Annotated in this window: 21 protein-coding genes and 1 pseudogene; 15 read left to right on the forward strand and 7 right to left on the reverse strand. The window is 71.6% G+C overall.

What is annotated here, in order from left to right; genetic code table 11:
* The first annotated feature begins 10 nt into the window (after positions 1–10).
* The gene (locus tag M2157_RS44465) at positions 11–1,684 is read left to right on the forward strand and encodes an FAD-binding dehydrogenase (RefSeq protein ID WP_280855458.1); all 1,674 of its coding nucleotides are present in this window, start codon (positions 11–13) and stop codon (positions 1,682–1,684) included.
* A gap of 194 nt (positions 1,685–1,878) precedes the next feature.
* On the opposite strand, the gene M2157_RS44470 is transcribed toward M2157_RS44465, so the two are convergent.
* The gene (locus M2157_RS44470) at positions 1,879–2,229 is read right to left on the reverse strand and encodes a DUF488 family protein (protein WP_280868041.1); all 351 of its coding nucleotides are present in this window, start codon (positions 2,227–2,229) and stop codon (positions 1,879–1,881) included.
* Between the two features lie 138 nt (positions 2,230–2,367).
* Here M2157_RS44470 and M2157_RS44475 point away from each other — a divergent pair, with 138 nt between their 5' ends.
* Genes M2157_RS44475 through M2157_RS44495 form a run of 5 tightly spaced genes read left to right on the forward strand, consistent with a single transcriptional unit; the run spans position 2,368 to position 7,605 of the window.
* Complete coding sequence (locus M2157_RS44475; protein WP_280855456.1) at positions 2,368–3,753, forward strand: M1 family metallopeptidase; 1,386 nt, start codon at positions 2,368–2,370, stop codon at positions 3,751–3,753.
* A gap of 41 nt (positions 3,754–3,794) precedes the next feature.
* Positions 3,795–4,550, forward strand: a complete 756-nt coding sequence (locus M2157_RS44480) for a L,D-transpeptidase family protein (protein WP_280868042.1) — start codon at positions 3,795–3,797, stop codon at positions 4,548–4,550.
* Positions 4,551–4,568: 18 nt separating this feature from the next.
* A complete protein-coding gene (locus M2157_RS44485) occupies positions 4,569–5,270 on the forward strand; it encodes a response regulator transcription factor (protein ID WP_280855454.1) in 702 nt (233 codons plus the stop codon).
* Positions 5,267–7,096 carry a HAMP domain-containing sensor histidine kinase gene (locus M2157_RS44490; RefSeq protein WP_280855453.1) on the forward strand — a complete coding sequence of 610 codons (1,830 nt, stop codon included), beginning with the start codon at positions 5,267–5,269 and terminating at the stop codon, positions 7,094–7,096. Before M2157_RS44485 ends, M2157_RS44490 begins: the two co-directional genes overlap by 4 nt.
* A 59-nt stretch (positions 7,097–7,155) precedes the next feature.
* Positions 7,156–7,605, forward strand: coding sequence for a DUF6098 family protein (locus tag M2157_RS44495; protein WP_280855451.1), 450 nt, complete (start codon positions 7,156–7,158; stop codon positions 7,603–7,605).
* Between the two features lie 66 nt (positions 7,606–7,671).
* Here M2157_RS44495 and M2157_RS44500 read toward each other — a convergent pair whose 3' ends face one another.
* Positions 7,672–7,926, reverse strand: a complete 255-nt coding sequence (locus M2157_RS44500) for a WhiB family transcriptional regulator (protein ID WP_057611382.1) — start codon at positions 7,924–7,926, stop codon at positions 7,672–7,674.
* Positions 7,927–8,036: 110 nt separating this feature from the next.
* Positions 8,037–9,257 carry a saccharopine dehydrogenase C-terminal domain-containing protein gene (locus M2157_RS44505; protein WP_280868043.1) on the reverse strand — a complete coding sequence of 407 codons (1,221 nt, stop codon included), beginning with the start codon at positions 9,255–9,257 and terminating at the stop codon, positions 8,037–8,039.
* Positions 9,258–9,365: 108 nt separating this feature from the next.
* Here M2157_RS44505 and M2157_RS44510 point away from each other — a divergent pair.
* Both M2157_RS44510 and M2157_RS44515 read left to right on the forward strand, forming a co-directional pair.
* Positions 9,366–9,527 (forward strand): annotated as a pseudogene (locus M2157_RS44510) (TetR/AcrR family transcriptional regulator); the annotation flags it as partial.
* 66 nt (positions 9,528–9,593) lie between these two features.
* Entirely contained in the window at positions 9,594–10,298 is a 705-nt protein-coding gene (locus tag M2157_RS44515) for a TetR/AcrR family transcriptional regulator (protein WP_280855448.1), read from the forward strand.
* 37 nt (positions 10,299–10,335) lie between these two features.
* Here M2157_RS44515 and M2157_RS44520 read toward each other — a convergent pair whose 3' ends face one another.
* Positions 10,336–11,226 (reverse strand): LysR family transcriptional regulator ArgP, encoded by an 891-nt coding sequence (locus M2157_RS44520; protein ID WP_280858904.1) that lies wholly within the window; start codon positions 11,224–11,226, stop codon positions 10,336–10,338.
* 69 nt (positions 11,227–11,295) lie between these two features.
* Between M2157_RS44520 and M2157_RS44525 the strand changes: the two genes are divergently transcribed.
* Positions 11,296–11,913, forward strand: a complete 618-nt coding sequence (locus tag M2157_RS44525) for a LysE/ArgO family amino acid transporter (RefSeq protein ID WP_280855447.1) — start codon at positions 11,296–11,298, stop codon at positions 11,911–11,913.
* A gap of 110 nt (positions 11,914–12,023) precedes the next feature.
* Positions 12,024–13,322, forward strand: a complete 1,299-nt coding sequence (locus M2157_RS44530) for an MFS transporter (RefSeq protein WP_280855445.1) — start codon at positions 12,024–12,026, stop codon at positions 13,320–13,322.
* A gap of 135 nt (positions 13,323–13,457) precedes the next feature.
* Here M2157_RS44530 and M2157_RS44535 read toward each other — a convergent pair whose 3' ends face one another.
* From M2157_RS44535 to M2157_RS44545, 3 genes are all read right to left on the reverse strand, one after another.
* Positions 13,458–13,913 carry a cyclic nucleotide-binding domain-containing protein gene (locus tag M2157_RS44535; protein WP_280868044.1) on the reverse strand — a complete coding sequence of 152 codons (456 nt, stop codon included), beginning with the start codon at positions 13,911–13,913 and terminating at the stop codon, positions 13,458–13,460.
* A 258-nt stretch (positions 13,914–14,171) separates the two neighbouring features.
* On the reverse strand, positions 14,172–15,650 hold the full coding sequence (locus M2157_RS44540; protein WP_280868045.1) for an aminotransferase class I/II-fold pyridoxal phosphate-dependent enzyme: 1,479 nt from the start codon (positions 15,648–15,650) through the stop codon (positions 14,172–14,174).
* A 58-nt stretch (positions 15,651–15,708) separates the two neighbouring features.
* On the reverse strand, positions 15,709–15,918 hold the full coding sequence (locus tag M2157_RS44545) for a hypothetical protein (protein ID WP_280868046.1): 210 nt from the start codon (positions 15,916–15,918) through the stop codon (positions 15,709–15,711).
* Between the two features lie 209 nt (positions 15,919–16,127).
* Between M2157_RS44545 and M2157_RS44550 the strand changes: the two genes are divergently transcribed.
* The 5 genes from M2157_RS44550 to M2157_RS44570 all read left to right on the forward strand — a co-directional run bounded on the left by M2157_RS44550 (position 16,128) and on the right by M2157_RS44570 (position 19,222).
* Entirely contained in the window at positions 16,128–16,565 is a 438-nt protein-coding gene (locus M2157_RS44550) for an ATP-binding protein (RefSeq protein WP_280855440.1), read from the forward strand.
* 204 nt (positions 16,566–16,769) lie between these two features.
* Complete coding sequence (locus tag M2157_RS44555; RefSeq protein WP_280855439.1) at positions 16,770–17,630, forward strand: SigB/SigF/SigG family RNA polymerase sigma factor; 861 nt, start codon at positions 16,770–16,772, stop codon at positions 17,628–17,630.
* 20 nt (positions 17,631–17,650) lie between these two features.
* Entirely contained in the window at positions 17,651–17,869 is a 219-nt protein-coding gene (locus M2157_RS44560; protein ID WP_280855438.1) for a DUF5133 domain-containing protein, read from the forward strand.
* Positions 17,870–17,925: 56 nt separating this feature from the next.
* The gene (locus M2157_RS44565; protein WP_280855437.1) at positions 17,926–18,759 is read left to right on the forward strand and encodes a DUF1206 domain-containing protein; all 834 of its coding nucleotides are present in this window, start codon (positions 17,926–17,928) and stop codon (positions 18,757–18,759) included.
* Between the two features lie 28 nt (positions 18,760–18,787).
* Entirely contained in the window at positions 18,788–19,222 is a 435-nt protein-coding gene (locus M2157_RS44570) for a hypothetical protein (protein WP_280855436.1), read from the forward strand.
* Positions 19,223–19,232 lie beyond the last annotated feature (10 nt).

A 19,232-nucleotide genomic window follows, 5' to 3' on the forward strand; every position in this document is an offset into this window, starting at 1 on the left:
GATGGTCGCCATGGATGCCGACGTCATCGTCGTCGGAGCGGGGCTCGCGGGCCTGGTCGCCGCGCACGAGCTCACCAGTCGCGGCAAGAGGGTCGCGCTGGTCGACCAGGAGAACGCCGCCAACCTCGGCGGCCAGGCCTTCTGGTCCTTCGGCGGTCTCTTCCTGGTCGACTCCCCGGAACAGCGGCGCCTCGGCGTCAAGGACTCCTTCGACCTCGCCTGGAACGACTGGCAGGGCAGCGCGAAGTTCGACCGCGTCGACGACGAGGACTCCTGGGCGGTGCGCTGGGCGCGCGCCTATGTCGAGTTCGCGGCGGGGGAGAAGCGGTCCTGGCTCGAGGGGCACGGGATCAAGTTCCTGCCGACCGTCGGCTGGGCCGAGCGCGGTGACCTCACCGCCCACGGACACGGCAACTCCGTGCCCCGCTTCCACATCGCCTGGGGCACCGGCACCGGAGTCGTCGAGCCCTTCGTCGGGTACGCCAAGCAGGCCGCGCGCGACGGACTGCTGACCTTCTACCACCGCCACCAGGTCGACGAACTCGTCGTCGAGGAGGGCACCGCCCGAGGCGTGCGCGGCACGGTGCTGGCCGAGGACAACTCCGCGCGCGGTGTCGCCTCCAACCGTGACCGGATCGGCGACTTCGAGCTCACCGCCCACGCCGTCGTCGTCACCACCGGCGGTATCGGCGCCAACCACGACATCGTCCGCCGCTACTGGCCCGAGCGGCTCGGCACCCCACCCGCCGAGATGGTCACCGGCGTGCCCGCCTACGTCGACGGCCGGATGCTCGACATCAGCGCCGGCGCCGGCGTCCGGCTGGTCAACCGCGACCGCATGTGGCACTACACCGAGGGCATCCAGAACTGGGACCCGATCTGGCCCGGCCACGGCATCCGCATCCTGCCCGGCCCCTCGTCCATGTGGTTCGACGCGCTGGGCCGCCGGCTGCCCGAGCCCTGCCTGCCCGGCTACGACACCCTCAGCACCCTCAGGCACCTGCGCACCACCGAGGACATCGCCGAGCACGACCACTCCTGGTTCATCCTCACCCAGAAGATCATCGAGAAGGAGTTCGCGCTCTCGGGCTCCGAGCAGAACCCCGACATCACCGCCAAGGACCGCGCGGGCTTCCTCAAGGAGCGGATCCTCGGCAAGGGAGCTCCGGGACCGGTCGACGCGTTCCTGCGCAAGGGCGCGGACTTCGTGACCGCCCCCAACCTGGAGCAGCTGGTCGAGAAGATGAACGGGCTCACCGGCAAGGCCCTGCTCGACGCCGCCGGGATCCGCCGCCAGATAGAGGCCCGCGACCTCCAGATCGCCAACTCCTACAGCAAGGACGCCCAGGTGCAGGGCATCCGCAACGCCCGCCGTTACATCGGCGACCGCCTCGGCCGGGTCGCCACCCCGCACCGCATCCTCGACCCCGCCGCCGGGCCCCTCATCGGCGTCAAGCTGCACATCCTGACCCGCAAGACCCTCGGGGGCATCCAGACCGACCTCGACTCCCGCGCCCTGGGCACCGACGGCAAGCCCCTCGAAGGCCTGTACGCGGCGGGCGAGGTCGCCGGCTTCGGCGGCGGCGGTGTGCACGGCTACAACGCGCTCGAGGGCACCTTCCTCGGTGGCTGCCTCTTCTCGGGGCGCGCGGCGGGCCGGGCGGCGGCCAAACAGGTCGGCTAGTGCCTCGGCAGGCGACGTGTGCCCGTTGAGGAGCGGCGTCCGGTGCGTGCTCTGGGGGTGTCCCCCCGGCCGAAGGCTGGGGGAGTGCCGACCGGAAGGCCCCGTCGATGGACCGGACGTACTTGGGCTTTCGTCCGGTGCGGTGAGAGGGCGTGCCGGGCGTCGCGACGGGGCGAACGTCGCCTGCCGAGGCACTACGACTCCAGCAGGCGCACCAGCACGGTGGCGTGGCTCTGCTCCGGCGTCTTCGAAGCGGTCAGCAGGGTCACGTCTCCCGTGCTCGCCAACTCCCGGACCCGGTCGAGAAGTCCGGCCGCCTCGGGATCGGCCAGCTCCGCCTCGTAGCGCTCGGCGAACTCCTCGTACGAGCCCTCGCCCTGGTGGTACCAGCGGCGCAGTTCGGTCGAGGGGGTGAGTGCCTTCGGCCACTCGTCCACACGGGCCGCGTCCTTGGACAGCCCGCGCGGCCACAGCCGGTCGACCAGGACGCGCACGCCGTCCGCGGGCTCGGGGGGTTCGTAGACACGGCGGACGCGAACGCTCACGGACGACCTCTCGACGAAGGGCGGAGTGCGTCGGGAGCGTACTGCGCAGCCGGGCGCGACTTGACCTCATCAAGGGTGAGTTGCGGCGCAGGCGGCCTTTAGTGTGAAGCCGTTGCCCCCCCACCTGTAGGAGCGCACGTGCCGAAGGCCGTCAGACGCACCTTCGTCCTCGCCACCACCCCCCTCGCCCTTGTGGCGCTGCTCGGGGCCGCCGCACCCCCGTCGACGGGATCGTCCGGAGTCGGCGACCCCTACTTCCCGCTCGCCGGAAACGGCGGATACCACGTCGAGCACTACGACCTGACGCTCGGTTACGACCCGGGCAGCGGCCACCTCGACGGCAAGGCGGTGCTCACCGCCCGCGCCGCCCAGCGCCTCAGCCGCTTCGATCTCGACTTCGAGGGCCTGACCGTCACCGGTCTGACGGTCGGTCACGCCAAGGCCGGATTCCGCCGCGACGGACAGGAACTGGTCGTCACCCCGCGGCGCGCCCTGCGCAAGGGGGAACGGTTCACCATCACGGTCACCTACCAGGGCAAGCCCGGTCCTGTCACCGACCCGGACGGCTCGCTCGACGGCTGGATCCCCACCGACGACGGGGCCTTCGTCGCCGGGGAACCGCAGGGCGCCATGACCTGGTTCCCGGCGAACAACCACCCCACGGACAAGTCGTCGTACGACTTCACGATCACCGTCCCCAAGGGGCGCACCGCGGTCGCCAACGGCGTCCTCCTCTCCCGGCGGACCACGCACGGAAAGACCACGTTCCGCTGGCGCCAGAGCGAGCCCATGGCCGCCTACCTGGCCACAGCCACCGTCGGAAAGTTCGACGTGCAGCAGTTCACCACCAAAAGCGGCATCCGGGTCTACAACGCCGTCGACCCCCGCGAGGCCGCCGCGGCAGCCCCGGTCCTCAAGCAACTGCCCTCCGTCCTGGAGTGGGAGAGCAAGCTGTTCGGGCCCTATCCGTTCCGTGCCGCGGGCTCCATCGTGGACCGCGCCCCGAACGTCGGCTACGCGCTGGAGACCCAGAGCCGTCCGGTCTACGACCGGGCACCCGGCCTGAGCACCCTCGTCCACGAGAGCGCCCACCAGTGGTTCGGCGACTCCGTCTCCCTGACCTCGTGGAAGGACATCTGGCTCAACGAGGGCTTCGCGACCTACGCGGAGTGGCTCTACGCCGAGCAGCACGGCGGCGACAGCGCGCAGAAGACCTTCGACGGCCTGTACGCGAAGCCCGCGAGCGACGGCTTGTGGGAATTCCCGCCCGGCGACCCCGGCAGTGGCGCCAACATCTTCGGCACCCCCGTCTACGCCCGTGGCGCCATGACCCTGCACGCGCTGCGCACGCGCGTCGGCGACCGGGCGTTCTTCCTGATCCTGCGCGCCTGGGCGTCCGGGCACCGCGACGGCACCGGGACCACCGCGCAGTTCCAGCGCCTCGCGGAACGGGTGTCGGGGAAGGACCTGGACGGCCTGTTCCAGACCTGGCTCTACACACCGGGGAAACCGAACCGGCCCTAGAACCTGACCACTTCCTTACAAGTGTCGACCAGAGTCTTTCCATGATCACACGCAGAACCCACGTGGCCCTGCTCGCCGCATCCCTGCTTCTCACCGGATGCGGCGGCGGTGCCGTGGCCAACACGGAGGGCACGCCCGCTCCCTCTCAGGAGACTTCGGATCCCACGCCCTCGCCCACGCCTTCACCGGAGATATCCGTCGAGGTCGCCCCTCAGCAGATACCAGGGCTCGGCCCGAAGACGTGGGCGAAGGTGCCGGCCGACGCCCGACAGGCCGTCGTGGTCACCGGGCGGGGCCGCGACTCGTCGGCCTCCACCGTGGTCCTGTACGAGCGCACCGAGGCCGGCTGGCAGGCCGGTGCGAGCTGGCCCGCGCACAACGCCCTCAAGGGCTGGACCGACCACCACCTGGCGGGCGACCTGCGCTCACCGACCGGCGTCTACACCCTCACGGACGCCGGAGGGCTGCTGAAGGACCCCGGCACCAAGCTGCCGTACGACCGCGGCGTCGGCTTCACCGCACCCGGCACGGGCTTCGAGGGCGAGCCGCTGGCCGGATCCTTCGACTACGTGATCGCCGTCAACTACAACCGGCAGCCCGGGACTTCACCCCTGGACTGGACACGGCCCCTCGGCGCGGGGCGCGGCGGCGGGATATGGCTCCACGTCGACCACGGCGGACCCACCCACGGCTGTGTGAGCATCGCCGAGGACCACATGAAGGAGCTGCTCCTCACCCTGGACCCGGACCTTCATCCGGTCGTCGTCATGGGCGACGCCAAGTCCCTGGCCCGCTGAGCGCTTAGGATCCGCCGGGTGTGCGCACATGTGCTGGTTGCCGAGGACGACGAGATGCAGGCCGAACTCATACGGCGCTCGCTGCTCGCGGAGGGCCATACCGCCACCGTCGTCCACGACGGGCGGGCGGCGCTGGACGCGGCTCGGCGGCTCGCCCCCGACCTCGTCGTCCTGGACCTGATGCTTCCGGTGATCGACGGGTTCGGCGTGTGCCGGGTGCTGCGCCGCGACGAGGACATTCCCGTCGTGATGCTCACCGCGCGGTCGGAGGAGGACGACGTCCTGCTGGGCCTGGAGCTGGGCGCCGACGACTACATGACCAAGCCCTACAGCCCGCGCGAACTGATGGCCCGTATCCGGACCGTCCTCAGGCGCAGCGGGCGGGGCGCGGCCGCCGACCGGCCCGAGGATCCCGTCCTGCGCGCCGGAGGCCTGGCGGTCGATCCGGTACGGCACGAGGTGCGCTGTGACGGGGCGCCGGTGGAGTGCACGCCGGCCGAGTTCGAGATCCTCCTCGCCATGGTCGCCGAGCCGGAACGGGTCTTCTCGCGGCGGCAGTTGCTGGAGGTCACCCGGGGCACCGACCGGGCCTCCACCGAACGGGCCGTGGACGTGCACATCATGAACCTGCGCCGCAAGATCGAGGCCGACCCGCGCCGGCCGGTGCGGCTGCTGACGGTGTTCGGCGTCGGCTACAAGCTCAGCGGCGGGCGCGGATGAGCGCTCGTATACCCCTGCACAAGCGGCTGCTGGTCCGCCTGCTGATCACGTCCGGGCTCATCGCCGTGTGCTCGGTGGCCGCGACCGCCTGGCTGGCCGTGGCGACCACCACCCAGGCCCTGCGCGAGGAACAGGGGCAGGCGCTCGCCGACGACATGGAGGTCCTCGCCGAGCTCAGCGGATACGCGGCGACCCACCCCGACTGGACCGGCGTGACCGCCACCGTGCGCGAGCTGTCCGCGCAGACCGGCCGGCGCATCGCCCTTGTCACCCCCGACCGCAGGACCGTCGCCGACTCGGCTTCCCGCGGCACCGCCCTGCCGCCGAGCGCCGCCGCCACCGTCGACCCGCTGCGCACCGACACGTACAGCGAACGCGGCGCCCAGATCGGCGGCATCGACCCCCGGGTGGTCGGCCCCTATCGGCTCACGAAGGGGGAGCGCAGCGAGGTCGACGCCAACGCGCGCAGCCGCCAGTCCTGCTTCGCCCAAAACGGCATCGAGACCACCATCGTGCACACCCCGAGCGGCCGGGCGGTCCTCACCGAAGCGGACAGCTCCGTGCAGCCCTCCTATGTGCCCGACGCCTGCGCCGACGGGGTCCTGAACACGCCGATGCCCACGGAACAGAAGGCCCTGGACGCACTCCAGGCCGGGGCGCGCGCCTGCCTGACCCGTAACGGCCTGCGCGCCGATACACCGCTGAGTGTCGGCCTCGGGCGCGCGGGCGCCGACTTCCGGTCCCCGTCGCTGGCGCCCGGGTTCGTCAAACAGGACGCGAAGGAGGCACGCGAGGCCCAGGCCTGCCTCGACGACGCCCGCCGCGCCCAGCTCGACCCGTACGTGGCCCCGGTGGCCGAACTCTTCCTGGGCACCGGGGACACTCCCGCCGTGCTGTTCGACATGTCCCCGGCCAACAAGGCCAAGGTCGTGGGCACCGCGGGTCTCGTGCTCGCCGTCACCGTCGCCGCGACCGCGCTGGTCGCCACCCGGCTGGTGCGCCCGCTGCGCGCGCTCACCGCGGCGGCCCAGCAGCCGCCCGAACTCCATGTGCGCGTCCCCGTCACCACCCGCGACGAGACCGGCATCCTCGCCGCGGCCTTCAACGACCTGACCGAGCGCCGCGAACGCCTGGAAGCCCAGCGCAAGGCGATGGTCAGCGACATCGCCCACGAACTCCGCAGCCCGCTCACCAACATCCGCGGCTGGCTGGAGGTCACCCGGGACGGTGTCGTCGACCCCGACCCCGCCCTGCTCGCCTCCCTGCACGAGGAGGCCCTCGTCCTCCAGCGCGTCATCGACGACCTCCAGGACCTGGCCGCCGCCGACGCAGGCACCCTGCGCCTGCACCGGGAGCCCGTCCGCTGCGACGAACTCCTCCAGCAGGTCGCCGCCGCACACCGCGTCACCGCCGACGCGGCCCGGGTCGAACTGCGCACCGACATCGAGGGCGAGCCCTGGCTGGACGCCGACCCGCTCCGGATGCGGCAGGCGCTCGGCAACCTGGTCTCCAACGCCCTGCGCCACACCCCGGCCGGCGGCACGGTCACCCTGTCCGCCCGCCGGGACGGCGACGGCATCGCCTTGGCGGTCGCCGACACCGGCACCGGCATCGCCCCCGACGACCTGCCCCACGTCTTCGACCGGTTCTGGCGCGCGGAGAAGTCCCGCAGCCGCCGTACCGGGGGATCAGGCCTTGGCCTCCCCATCGTCCGCCACCTGGTCGCCGCCCACGGCGGAACGGTCGAGGCGGCGAGCGAGCCCGGCGCCGGCAGCCTCTTCACCCTGCGGATGCCCGGGGGCCCGACGCCCCAGCCGTACCCCTGATTTTCCTCGTGGCGTGCGGGGTACCCCGTATCCCTGCGAAAGGAGAGGGAGGTCGGGACATGAGCGTGTCGGACGGGTTGCCGGTGGTACGGACACTCGCTGAACTCGGGAGCCTGACCGAACGGCACGGACAGCTGTACGTCCGCTGGTCGCGCGGCCCCGAGGTCGATCTGGCCCACGTGTCCAGCACCGACGAACTCACTGGCGTGTCACTGCCGGGACTGTCGGCGAACCCGCTGGACGTGGAGGAGTGGTGGCAGGACCGCCCCGTCCAGCTGTGGGTGGCCCGCCGCCTGTACGACTACTCGCACCTTCCGCACGAGAAAGGCCCGGACGTACGCCCCTGGGCCCTCCAGGGCCGCGAGCGGGGCCGGGGGCCGGACAACGAGCCGCTGGTCACGGACGTGCGGCCGATGTGCTGGATCGACCCCCGGGTGATCGACGAGGCGCGGGCCGAAGTGGACCGGCAGGAGAACTCCTGGGGCCCGCTGCGCCGCACGGGACGCTGACCGGGTCCGGTCGACGCACGTGGCGTCGACCGGACCCGGTCAGCGGACCCCGGTGAACGGACCCGGTCAGCCGGACCTTCTCCGCGCGGCTGCCGCGCGCCGGGCGAGTGCCCGGCGTTCCGTCTCGCTCGTGCCGCCCCAGACGCCGATTCCCTGCCCGGTGTCGAGGGCCCACTGAAGACACTGCTCCTGGACGGGGCAGCGCCGGCAGACCGACTTGGCCTGCTCCGTCTGGACCAGTGCGGGGCCGGTGGTGCCGATCGGGAAGAAGAGGTCCGGGTCCTCGCGGCGGCACGCGGCATGGGTTCGCCAGTTGTCCATCAAAAGTCACCTGCGATCGAAGTCGTACGTGCCCTCGTGCATGCCTTACTCGGTTTCGGGTCACCTGTCGATGCGTGGTGAAACAATCGGGTCCTGTGGGACGCGCCCGGTCACTGCTCCCGCATGCCCCACGGGGAGCCGTACGTGGTCAGCAGATCGAGGAACGGGCGGGCCGGGAAGGCCTCCGGACCGAGGACGCCCGTGCCGGTCCAGGCGCCGGTGGCGAGGAGTTCGAGGGCGACGACCGGGTTCACGGCGGTCTGCCACACCACCGCCTGACAGCCGTACTCCGCCATGGACCACTGGTTGTCGACCACGTGGTAGAGGTACACCTCGCGCGGCGCCCCGTCCCTGACGCCCTTCACCCAGGTGCCCGCACAGGTCTTGCCGTGCATCCGCTCGCCCAGCGTCGCCGGGTCGGGCAGACACGCGGCCACGACGTCCCGGGGCGAGACCGCGACCGGCCCCGCGGGGCTCGGCACGGTCACCGGCGCGGTGCGGTCCAGGCCGAGCAGGTGCAGCGTCTTCAGCGTCTCGACGAACTCGCGGCCCAGTCCGTACTTGAAGGTGACCCGGCGGGCACCGACCCAGCGGGGGACGAGCAGTACCTCCTCGTGCTCCACGTTCACGCACTCGACCGGGCCGATGCCCTCGGGGAAGTCGAAGACCTCCGGCTCGCTGAAGGGTTCCGTCGTGAACCAGCCGCGGTCGGCCTCGTAGACCACGGGAGGGTTCAGGCACTCCTCGATGGTGGTCCAGATACTGAAGGAAGGGGCGAAGTCGTAGCCGTCGACGGTGAGATCCGCGCCGTCGCGGACACCGATCTCCTCGATCTCGTCGAAGAGCTCATCGGCCGCGTGCCGGGCGAAGACGTCCGAGAGGCCCGGCTCCACACCCATGCCGACGAGGGCCAGGGCGCCCGCCTTCTCCCACTCCTCGGCCTGCGCGAACTGCTCGTCGCCCAGCTTGACCCCGCACTCCTCGTACGGCCGCTCGGGATGCGGACGCGACAGGGACATCGCCATGTCGACATAGTTCGCCCCGGCGGAGCGCGCCGCCCGGAACAGGGGCATCACGAACCGCGGGTCGGTGGCGTTGAGGAGGACGTCGCAGGCGTGCCGCTCCAGCAGGGCGGTCACGGCCGACTCGTCGCTCGCGTCCACGCGCTCGGCGCGGAACCGGTCGGCCCGGTCGCCGAGCGCGGTCACCGCGGCCTCGGCGCGGGCCGGGTCGTAGTCGGCGACGACCATGACGTCGAAGAAGGGCCGCCGGGCAGCGATCCGGGTGATGGCCGTGCCGACGCCCCCGGCGCCCACGAGCAGTACGCGCATGACAAACACTCCCTTACGGGTCGAAGGTCGCAGATGTGCGGGGCCCCTGGCGGAGATACAACGCCGTGCGCTCGTTTAAGGTCAATGGCGTTGGCATAAGGAGCCGCCATGCCGAAGCCCGTGGTCCCCGAGGACAGGCGCCGTCGGCGCAGGCCCACCAGGAGCGGGACCGTGCTGTCCGAGGGGCTGATCGTGGAGACGGCTCTGCGGATGCTCCGCGAGCACGGCAGCACCGGCCTCACCGCCCGCCGCCTGGGCCTGGCCCTGGACGTTGATGGCGGAGATGCAACGCCGTGCGCTCGTTCAAGGTCAGTGGCGTTGGCATAAGGAGCCGCCATGCCGAAGCCCGTGGTCCCCGAGGACAGGCGCCGTCGGCGCAGGCCCACCAGGAGCGGGACCGTGCTGTCCGAGGGGCTGATCGTGGAGACGGCTCTGCGGATGCTCCGCGAGCACGGCAGCACCGGCCTCACCGCCCGCCGCCTGGGCCTGGCCCTGGACGCCGACCCGAGCACGCTCTACCGCTACTTCCGCGGCATGGACGACCTGACGCTGGCCATCGGCGACGCCCTGATCGGGCAGGCGCTGGAGGGCTGGGCGCCGACGGGGCGGTGGCGGCACGATCTGCGCGAGGTGGGCCTGCGCATCCACGCCGCGTACGTCGCTCATCCCCAGGCCGCCGTGCTGACGACCAGCAGGGTCACCGGCCGGACCAACGAACTGGCCGCGGACGAGGCCGTCCTGGACGTCCTGCGCAGGGCGGGCTTCCCGCTGCCGGACACCGTGCGGATCTACCACGCCTTCATCGACCAGACGCTGGCCTTCGCGGCCCTGGACGCGGCGTCCCTGGCCCTGCCGAGTGCGGCGCTGGACGCCGACGAGTCCATGTGGCGCTCGACGTACGCCCGCTTGCCCGGCGACCGCTACCCCCGCATCGCGGAGGCGGCACCTCTGCTGGCCACCCGCATGGTCACCAGCGCCTATCCGACGGCCTTGGACATGCTCCTGGACAGCGCGGAGAGGGAGCTGGGCAGCGCCCCGTAACGGATCCGCCGTCCCCCGACGGCTTGGAGCGGCGGTTTCATGTGAGCCTTTCCGACGCGGCCGCCGCCACCGCCTCCGCCACCGCGGCCAGCGCGGGCGAGTCCAACTTCCACTGCTGCCAGTACAACGGCACATCCACCGGCCGATCCGGCGCCAGCGAGATCAGCCGCCCCTCGCGCAGCAACGCCCCCGCCTGAATCTCCGGCACCATCCCCCACCCCAGTCCCAGCGCGACCGCCTCCACGAATCCCTCCGACGCCGGCACCGCATGCCGCACCCGGCTCGCCCCACCGCGGCCCAGCTGCCTCAGGAACCCGTCCTGGATGTCGTCGCTCCGGTCGAACGTCACCACCGGCGCCTCCGCGAGCCCCTCCCGCGAGGACCCCGCGAGATACCGCGACACGAACCCGGGACTCGCCGCGGCGAGATACCGCATCCGCCCCAGCGCCCGCACGGAACACCCCGCCACGGCCTCGGGCGAGGACGTCACCGCCGCCATCACCAGCCCCTCCCGCAGCAGCTCCGCCGTACGCGTCTCGTCCTCGCGCCGGAGCTCGAAACACAGCCGCTCCCGTTCGGGAACCCGCGTGAGCGCTTCGAGGAACCAGGTCGCCAGGGAGTCCGCGTTCACCGCGACCGAGATACGGGTCACCTCCCCCTCACCCGGCATGCCCAGCTCGGCGAGAGCGTCCCGCTCCAGCCGGGCCAGCTGCCGGGCGAACCGCACCACCACCTCGCCCGACTCGGTCGGCCGCACCGGCTTGGTGCGCACCAGCAGCACCCGCCCCGTGCGCTGCTCCAGCGCCTTGACCCGCTGACTCACCGCCGAAGGGGTCACATGCAGAGCGGCGGCCGCGGCGTCGAACGTGCCCTCGTCGACCACCGCGAGCAGGGTCCGCACCTGATCCAGGGGAAGTTCGGTCATCATCACGACAGCTAATGATACGTAAGAATCTTTAGCTGTACGTGCAGTGATCGTCTCCGTACCGTCGAAGCCATGCCCGCTTCCTTGTCCGCCGCTGCCGCAGGCTTCGGCACCGGCCTCTCGCTCATCGTCGCCATCGGCGCCCAGAACGCCTTCGTCCTGCGTCAGGGGATCCGCCGCGACGCCGTCCTCGCCGTCGTCGGCATCTGCGCCCTGTCCGACGCCCTCCTCATCGCTCTCGGCGTCGGCGGTGTCGGCGCCGTGGTGGTCGCCTGGCCGGGCGCCCTGACCCTGGTCGGCTGGATCGGCGGCGGATTCCTGCTCTGCTACGGCGCCCTCGCCGCCCGCCGGGTCTTCAGGCCGGGGGAGTCGGGCCTGCGGGCGGAGGGCGAGGGGACGGGCTCCCGGAAGCGCGCGGTGCTGACCTGTCTGGCGATGACCTGGCTCAACCCGCACGTCTACCTCGACACCGTGTTCCTGCTCGGATCCGTGGCCGCCGACCGCGGCCCGCTGCGCTGGACCTTCGGGCTCGGCGCCGTATTCGCCAGTCTGTGCTGGTTCGTGGCGCTCGGCTTCGGGGCCCGGCTGCTCAGCCGCTTCCTCGCCAAGCCGACCGCGTGGCGCGTGCTCGACGGACTGGTCGCCGCCACGATGGTCGCCCTCGGCGCCGCGCTGGTGGCCGGAGCGTGAAGACGTCAATGGCCAGGTCCACAAGCTGAGATACCGCGTCCCGGATTCCTGGACGGTGCTGCGATAGTGAACCCTGGATCCGTTAGATGTAACGAGCAACCAGGAAGCGTGTGGACACCGGCGAGAGCAGCACCGAACCCAGGACACCGGCCGCGGACGAGGCGCCGCCGACCCGGCGCGGCTGGCGTCGCTGGGCGATGGACACCCGCCCGCTGCGCATACCGGCCTACCGCCGGCTGTGGAGCTCGACCATCGTCACGGCCGTCGGCAGCCAGCTCACCGCCGTCGCGGTGCCCAAGCAGATCTACGACATCACCGGCTCCTCGGCCTGGGTCGGCGCCGCGAGCATGGCGGGACTGCTGCCGCTGATCGTGTTCGCCCTGTGGGGCGGCGCGGTCGCCGACAGCATGGACCGCCGAAAGCTGCTGCTCATCACCAACACCGGTATCGCCGTCACGTCGGTCCTGTTCTGGCTCCAGGCCGTCAGCGGGCTCGACTCGGTGGCGGCCCTGATGATCCTGCTCGCGGTGCAGCAGGCGTTCTGGGGCCTGAACGCCCCCGCCCGCAACGCCTCCATCGCCCGCCTGGTCCCCGAGGCGCAGCTGCCCGCCGCCAACGCCCTGGGGTCCACCGTCATGCAGACCGGCCAGGTGGTCGGCCCGCTGCTCGCGGGTGTCCTGATCCCGGTGATCGGCCTGCCCGAGCTGTACCTCATCGACGCCCTGGCGCTGTGCGTCACGGTGTGGGCGGTGTACCGGCTGCCCTCCCTGCCGCCGCTCGCGGCCGCCGCGGCGCGTCGGGCCGGCGTCCGCGAGATCGCCGAGGGCTTCCGTTACATCTCCGCGCACAAGGTGCTGTTGCTGTCCTTCCTCGCCGACATCATCGCCATGGTCTTCGGCATGCCCCGGGCCCTGTTCCCGCAGCTCGCCTCCGAGACCTACGCCCCGTACGGCGAGGGGTTCGCGCTGGGCCTGCTGTTCGCGGCCATCCCGATCGGCGCGGTGGTCGGCGGACTGATATCCGGCGCCTTCTCGCGGGCCCGTCGGCACGGCTGGATGGTCATCGGCGCGGTCGTCGCCTGGGGCGTGGCCATCACGGGCTTCGGGCTGAGCGGCAGTCTGTGGCTCGCCGTGGTGTTCCTGGCCGTGGCCGGGGTCGCCGACATGGTCTCGATGGTCTTCCGCGGGGCGATCCTGCTCTCCGCCGCGACGGACGAGATGCGCGGCCGGATGCAGGGCGTCTTCACCGTCGTCGTCGCGGGCGGCCCACGGCTCGCCGACGTCCTGCACGGCACCGCCGGCACGGCCTTCGGAGCCCGGCCCGCGGTCGCCGGCGGCGGCATCCTGGTCGTCGTTGTCATGCTGACCCTGGCCTTCGCCGTGCCGGCGCTGCGCCGCTACCGCGTCTGAGACCTGGCGAGCCCCTGCCGCCCGGGACCGGGTGCCTCGGCAGGCAACGTTCGCCCCGTTGCGACGCCCGGCACGCCGTGGCCACGCTCCCCCACGACGCCGCTCCTCACCGGGCGATCGTCGCCTGCCGAGGCACTAGAGAACACCGCGGCGATGCGTGCCGTACTGCTCCATGAGCTTGCCCCGGGTCGTCTCCAGCCGGTGGGCGAGGATCTCGGCGACGCTGCGGACCAGGATCATGCCGAGCTGCTGGTCCTCCTCGCACAGCCGGAGCACCGCCGCCGCGTTGAACTCGTGGGCCCGCACGGGGCTGAACGCCTCCGCGCCGAAGTCCCACTGGTACGGCGGGAACAGCCAGGACCAGCCGAGCAGGTCGCCCGAGCCGAGTCCGCCGACCGTGACCCGGTGATGGGCGGTCACCTGCTGGGTCAGCGAGACGGCTCCGGAGCGGATGACCCAGAAGCGGTCGGCCGTACCACCCGCCTCGAAGATGTGGAAGTCCTCGGGGAAGGAGACCTCCTTGGCGAGCGTCATCAGGCTCTGACGCTGCGGCTGCGGCAGCGCGGTCAGCAGTTTTATCGCTTTGGTCATGACGCGGGGCTCCTCGCCGGCGATGGATTCCGGTGTTGTGCCTACGCCCATTTCAGCGGCTGCCGCCTTCCGGGGCACCTCGGCGGATGTGAGGATCTGGCCACGGCATGAAAAAGCCCTGGCTGGACGGGGGAGGCCAGCCAGGGCAGACAGAGGTGGTGTCGGAGGACGGTATGTCGACCCCGTCACCACGTATGAATGAACCGTAAACCATCCATGGTGATTTCGCGCAATCCAAACCGAGGTGCGTGACCGGTTTCACTCGGCGGACGCGTTTACCACCCTGATCGTCTCCAACGCCGCGTCGGCGGGATCGGGCAGGTTCATGCCCGCGGCCAACCCGGTCCGCAGGTATTCCAGTACGGGCTGGGTCAGCAGTTCACCGGGCAGCACGGCCGGGATCCCCGGCGGGTACGGCGTGATCATCTCGGCCGCGATCCGACCGGCGGCCTCGGCGACCGGCACCTTCTCGGCCGGACCGAAGAACGCGTCCCTGGGAAGCCTGACCTGCTCCATCCGCAGCTCGGACGGCGGCGGTACCTCCACCCGCGGGGCCGGACCCAACTCCGGCGCCGCCCGGGCGAGATCCCTGAGCGCCGCGAGCAGCTCGCCGGTCGTCTCCTCGTCGTCGCCGTGGGTGATCTGCATCCCGATCCGCCGATGATCCGTGAGATGGGCGTCGATGTGCCGGTGCTCGCGCAGCCAGTCCGCGGCCTGGAACCCCGTGATCCCGAGCCCGTCGAGGTCGATGACACCGGGCAGCGGATCGAGGTCGTCGGCCAGGCCCGGCCCGCAGAAGTCGTCGCGGTCGTCGACGTGCATCCCGTCGATCTCCTCGATCGCGGAATGGACCCGCGCCGCGAGATCCAGCGCCCCGCCCATCAACTCCTTGCCCCGCAGCGCCATCTGCCGGCGCCAGCCGTCCAGACCGGCGTACAGCAGCACCGAGGGACTCGTGGTGCCCAGCAGGTCGGCGCGCATCTTCAGCAGATCCGGCGGGACGAGATCACCCCGCAGATGGAAGACCGACCCCTGCTCCAGACCACTGCCCATCTTGTGGATGCTGGTCACACAGATGTCGGCGCCCGCGTCCATGGCCCAGGACGGCAGATCGGGATGGAAGGGCAGGTGCGCGCCCCACGCCTCGTCCACGATCAGCGGGACCGAACGGCGGTGGCAGACCTCGGCGATGTCCCCGAGAGCCGCGCAACTGCCGTAGGGCGTCGGGCTGGTGACCAAGGCGCCCTTCGCGTCGGGATGGGCCTCGAAGGCCCGCTCGTACTGGGCGGCGGACGGCGGGTGCGCCAGGTGGCGTTCGGCGTCCCACCGCGGCTCGATCCAGACCGGCTCGATCCCCGACAGGATCAGCCCGGACACCACCGACTTGTGGGCGTCCCGCCCGATCAGCAGCTTCTCGTGCGGACCCGCCACGGCCAGCATCGCCGCCTTCACCGAGAGGGAACTCCCGCACGTGGTGAAGAACGTGTGATCGGCGTGCACGGCGTCGGCCATCAGCTCCTCGGCCCGCTCCAGCACCCGTCCCCGGGTCAGCCGGTCGTCCAGACCGCCCGACGCCAGCACGTCCCCGAGGAAGACCGCGTCGCCCAGCGTCTCCCGGACCGCCGGGTCGGCCCCACGGGCCTGTTTGTGTCCCGGCGGCGTGAAGGACAGCTGTCCCCGGCGGTGGTAGTCGGCCAGAGCGTCCAGAACGGGTGCTTGGGTGTGGTCGACAGTCATGGGGCCCGGGTGCCCGGCCCAGACCTCCGTCAATCAGTCCGCACCGGACCCCCGACGGTCAGCGGCTGCCCGGCCTGAGCACCTCGTCCAGCACCCTGATCACGGCCTCGTAGGCCAGGGTGCGTACGGCGGCGTCCCCGGCGGCCTCCGGATCGGAGGGCCGCAAGTCCTCGCTCCGCGCCCGCCAGGACCGTTCCTCCTCCACCGCGCAGGCCCGGGCCCGCTGGATCCGGCGCAGCAGTTCGTCTGAGTCCACGACATCCGTCATACGGACCGCGTACCCCGGGATCGCGATCGAATGGCCGGCACTCCCGTCCGAAACGGGGAGGTTTGACCGGACGAGGAGAGGTCAGCCGATTACCAGAGGCTCACGGAGAAGCGCACCGCACAGGGTCACCGTGTCCGTGGGTCGAGCCGGGCCCGGCCTCCGCTGCAACGACCCAAGAGCCAGCCGATCCATCGATCAGGAGCCACTTCATGTGCGAGGAGCACAGGGCCGAAGCCACCCCCGAACTCGCCGTCGCGCACGCACGGCCACGGCCGTGCCGGCCGGCCGAGGCACGCCGGGCGGTCGAGTGGGCCGTGTCCGAGCGCTGCCGCACCACGCACACCTCGTGTGATGCGCAGGCCCTCTCGGACGCGCTGCTCGTCGCCTCCGAACTCACCACCAACGCGATCCTGCACGGCGGCGGCATCACCGACTTCCACGTCGACGTCGGGGGCCGGGGCGTGTGCCTGTCGGTGAGCGACCGCAGCACCGCGCTGCCGGTCGCCAAGGAGCCCGTCGACCCGCAGGGCAGGTGGCGTCCCGGCGGCCACGGCTGGCCGATCGTCTGCCGGCTGGCCCGCGACGTCCGCGTGACCGACCTGCCCTCGGGCGGGAAGTGCATCACCGCCGTGGTGCCCCTGAGCTGATCCGGCACCTCTGTGGAAGCCGCCGGAAACGGAGTTTCGACAGCGGTGTTTGAGCCCCATACAGCAGGGCAGACGCAGTTTCGTGCTTCGGACCGGAGGCGCGCCAGCGGGAGCTGCATGGCTGCTGCGGGCCCCTCTTCGGCGGTCCCGGCGGCGTCCCTCCCGCGGTCAGTCCCTGAACCCGTTCTTCAGGAGCGAATCCGCATGCTCACCGACACGTCGACCAGCCGTACCACCACCACCCAGGTCCGCCCCACCGCCGGCAGGCGGCGGCACGACGACGCCCCCGACACCATGGCCCTCTTCGCCCGGCTGGCCGGGCTGGAGGAAGGCCCCGAGCGCGACGCCCTGCGCGACGAACTCGTCACCGCCTGGCTGCCCATGGCCCACCGCATCGCCGGCCGGTTCCGTGACCGCGGCGAATCGCTGGAGGACCTGCGCCAGGTCGCGGCACTCGGGCTCGTGAAGGCCATCGACCGGTTCGAACCGGAACGCGGAGCCTTCGAGAGCTACGCCGTGCCCACCATCACCGGCGAGGTCAAGCGCCACTTCCGGGACCGCATGTGGGCCCTCAGGGTGCCCCGCCGCGTACAGGAACTGCGCAACAAGGTGCGGGTGGCCCGGCGCGAGCTCACCCAGAACCCCGGTTCCCCCGAGCCGACGCCCGCCGATCTCGCCGCCCACACCGGCCTGACCGAGGACGAGGTCACCACCGGCCTTGAGGCCCTCGAAAGCTTCAGCACCCTGTCCCTGGACGCCGAGCTCTCGGCCGGCGACGACGGCTACAGCCTCGCCGACACCCTGGGCGCCCCCGACACGTCGTACGACGTCGTGGTCGACCGCGAATCCGCCAAGGAGGGCCTGCGTCGGCTGCCCGAGCGCGAGCGCGCCATTCTCTACATGCGTTTCTTCGAGGACATGACACAGAGCCGCATCGCCGACCAGCTCGGCATCTCGCAGATGCACGTCTCCCGGCTCATCAGCCGCAGCTGCGCGCGCGTGCGCGACGAGGCGCTGGCGGACCGGGCCCGCAGGCAGGCCGCCGACGGGCCGGGCGAGGCGTGAGCCCACGAGGAGTGAGCCCGATGCTGATACCCGACCCCGCGTTCCTGCGCCGTCTCGTCGACGCGTACGAGGCACTGCGGGCCGAGGAGGCCGCGAAGGTGGCCGAGCCGAGCCCGCGGGCCCGGGATCTCGCCTACACACTCTGTGTTTCCACCGGCACGCGGGACGTGCGGCTGGCCCTGGAGACGGCTCACCGCCTCCTCGCGGCCATGCCCGAACGCACGCGACTGGCCGACTGACCGCACTCCGTGTGACCGCCCGCCAGGACGGCACCCGGACTTCAAGGGGGGTCGACATGACCACGAGCTCCACGGCACAGACAGGCCGGATCGAGGCCAGGCGCGCGGCACGCGGTTCCGTCATGGAGGGCGCCGCCCGCGCGGGTTTCACCGCCCGCGGAGTGATCTATCTACTGGTCGGCGTGCTGGCCCTCCAGATCGCCTTCGGCGACGGCGGGCGCCAGGCCGACCGGGGCGGCGCCCTCGCCGCCCTCGCCGACAAACCGTTCGGTTCCGTCGTCCTGTGGGCGCTGGGCGTCGGGCTCGTCGGCATGGCCCTGTGGCGGCTGTCCGAGGTGGTGTTCGGCTCGGTCGGTCCCGACGGCCGTAAAGCCACCAAACGGCTGCTGTCGGGGGTTCGCTGCGTCTTCTACGCGTTCGTCGCCTATTCCGTGCTGTCCTTCGCCGCCGGCTCCGGCAGCGGAGGATCGAGCGACAAACAGTCCCAGGACATCACCGCCCGGGCCCTGGAGTGGCCCGCGGGCCAGTGGCTCGTCGGCGCCGCGGGCGCCGGCGTCGCGGTGGCCGGTGTGTGGATCGCCGCACAGGCACTGCGCAGGTCCTTCCACGACAAGCTCAAGCTCGCCCAGATGGGCCCGCGGGTCAGGAAACTGGTCGATGTGACGGGTGTCGGCGGCGGAGCGGCGCGTGGAGTGGTGTTCACCGCGGCGGGCGCGTTCGCCGTCCGCGCCGCGGTCGACTACGAGCCCAAGAAGGCGAAGGGCCTCGACGACACGCTCCGCTCGTTCGCCGAGACACCCCTCGGACCGTGGCTGCTCGTCCTGGTCGCGGCAGGGCTGGTGCTCTTCGGGGTGTTCTCGTTCGCAATGGCTCGCTGGCGACGGGTCTGAGCGGCGGGACACGGGGAACCCGAGGGGCATGAACGAACCCGAGCTTCCGCCCGACGGTAGGCCCGTGGACGTCTACCTGAATCTGTTGCGCATCCGCATGGCCTCGGAGGACTACGAGCTGCTGCTCGACGTGGTCCGCCCGGTTCTGCGGGCGATCGAGGAACAGCAGCTGCCCGCGTTGGACTTCGCGCTGGAGGACAGCCAGCAGGAGGGGCTGCCCCAGGAGGTCCGCGACGAGGCCGCCCTGGTCATCGCCACCGCCGTGACCGGCCGACTGGACAACAAGGTGATCGAACTCCAAGTCGACGACGGCACCAGTCCGATCCGGGTGGTCACCGACGCGGACACCGCCGACGACCCGGTCCGCCTCGGCGAGATCGCCGACTACATCCGCGAACGCCGTCGGCTCGACGACGAACTGCGCGGCATCGCCGAGGTGAGCGGTCTGCCCACGGACCTCTGAGCACCGGGCC

Source organism: Streptomyces sp. SAI-127 (assembly GCF_029894425.1).
Taxonomy (GTDB): Bacteria; Actinomycetota; Actinomycetes; order Streptomycetales; family Streptomycetaceae; genus Streptomyces.

What these genes read in the sequence shown, in the direction of transcription:
- M2157_RS44490 (WP_280855453.1), top strand. Translation starts at nt 5,267, where the DNA reads ATGAGCGCTCGTATACCCCTGCACAAGCGGCTGCTGGTCCGCCTGCTG.
- M2157_RS44465 (WP_280855458.1), top strand. Translation starts at nt 11, where the DNA reads ATGGATGCCGACGTCATCGTCGTCGGAGCGGGGCTCGCGGGCCTGGTC.
- M2157_RS44550 (WP_280855440.1), top strand. Translation starts at nt 16,128, where the DNA reads ATGTGCGAGGAGCACAGGGCCGAAGCCACCCCCGAACTCGCCGTCGCG.
- M2157_RS44565 (WP_280855437.1), top strand. Translation starts at nt 17,926, where the DNA reads ATGACCACGAGCTCCACGGCACAGACAGGCCGGATCGAGGCCAGGCGC.
- M2157_RS44505 (WP_280868043.1), bottom strand. Translation starts at nt 9,257, where the DNA reads ATGCGCGTACTGCTCGTGGGCGCCGGGGGCGTCGGCACGGCCATCACC.
- M2157_RS44500 (WP_057611382.1), bottom strand. Translation starts at nt 7,926, where the DNA reads ATGGACAACTGGCGAACCCATGCCGCGTGCCGCCGCGAGGACCCGGAC.
- M2157_RS44525 (WP_280855447.1), top strand. Translation starts at nt 11,296, where the DNA reads ATGCCCGCTTCCTTGTCCGCCGCTGCCGCAGGCTTCGGCACCGGCCTC.
- M2157_RS44545 (WP_280868046.1), bottom strand. Translation starts at nt 15,918, where the DNA reads ATGACGGATGTCGTGGACTCAGACGAACTGCTGCGCCGGATCCAGCGG.
- M2157_RS44515 (WP_280855448.1), top strand. Translation starts at nt 9,594, where the DNA reads ATGCCGAAGCCCGTGGTCCCCGAGGACAGGCGCCGTCGGCGCAGGCCC.
- M2157_RS44495 (WP_280855451.1), top strand. Translation starts at nt 7,156, where the DNA reads ATGAGCGTGTCGGACGGGTTGCCGGTGGTACGGACACTCGCTGAACTC.
- M2157_RS44480 (WP_280868042.1), top strand. Translation starts at nt 3,795, where the DNA reads ATGATCACACGCAGAACCCACGTGGCCCTGCTCGCCGCATCCCTGCTT.
- M2157_RS44570 (WP_280855436.1), top strand. Translation starts at nt 18,788, where the DNA reads ATGAACGAACCCGAGCTTCCGCCCGACGGTAGGCCCGTGGACGTCTAC.
- M2157_RS44540 (WP_280868045.1), bottom strand. Translation starts at nt 15,650, where the DNA reads ATGACTGTCGACCACACCCAAGCACCCGTTCTGGACGCTCTGGCCGAC.
- M2157_RS44535 (WP_280868044.1), bottom strand. Translation starts at nt 13,913, where the DNA reads ATGACCAAAGCGATAAAACTGCTGACCGCGCTGCCGCAGCCGCAGCGT.
- M2157_RS44555 (WP_280855439.1), top strand. Translation starts at nt 16,770, where the DNA reads ATGCTCACCGACACGTCGACCAGCCGTACCACCACCACCCAGGTCCGC.
- M2157_RS44560 (WP_280855438.1), top strand. Translation starts at nt 17,651, where the DNA reads ATGCTGATACCCGACCCCGCGTTCCTGCGCCGTCTCGTCGACGCGTAC.
- M2157_RS44520 (WP_280858904.1), bottom strand. Translation starts at nt 11,226, where the DNA reads ATGATGACCGAACTTCCCCTGGATCAGGTGCGGACCCTGCTCGCGGTG.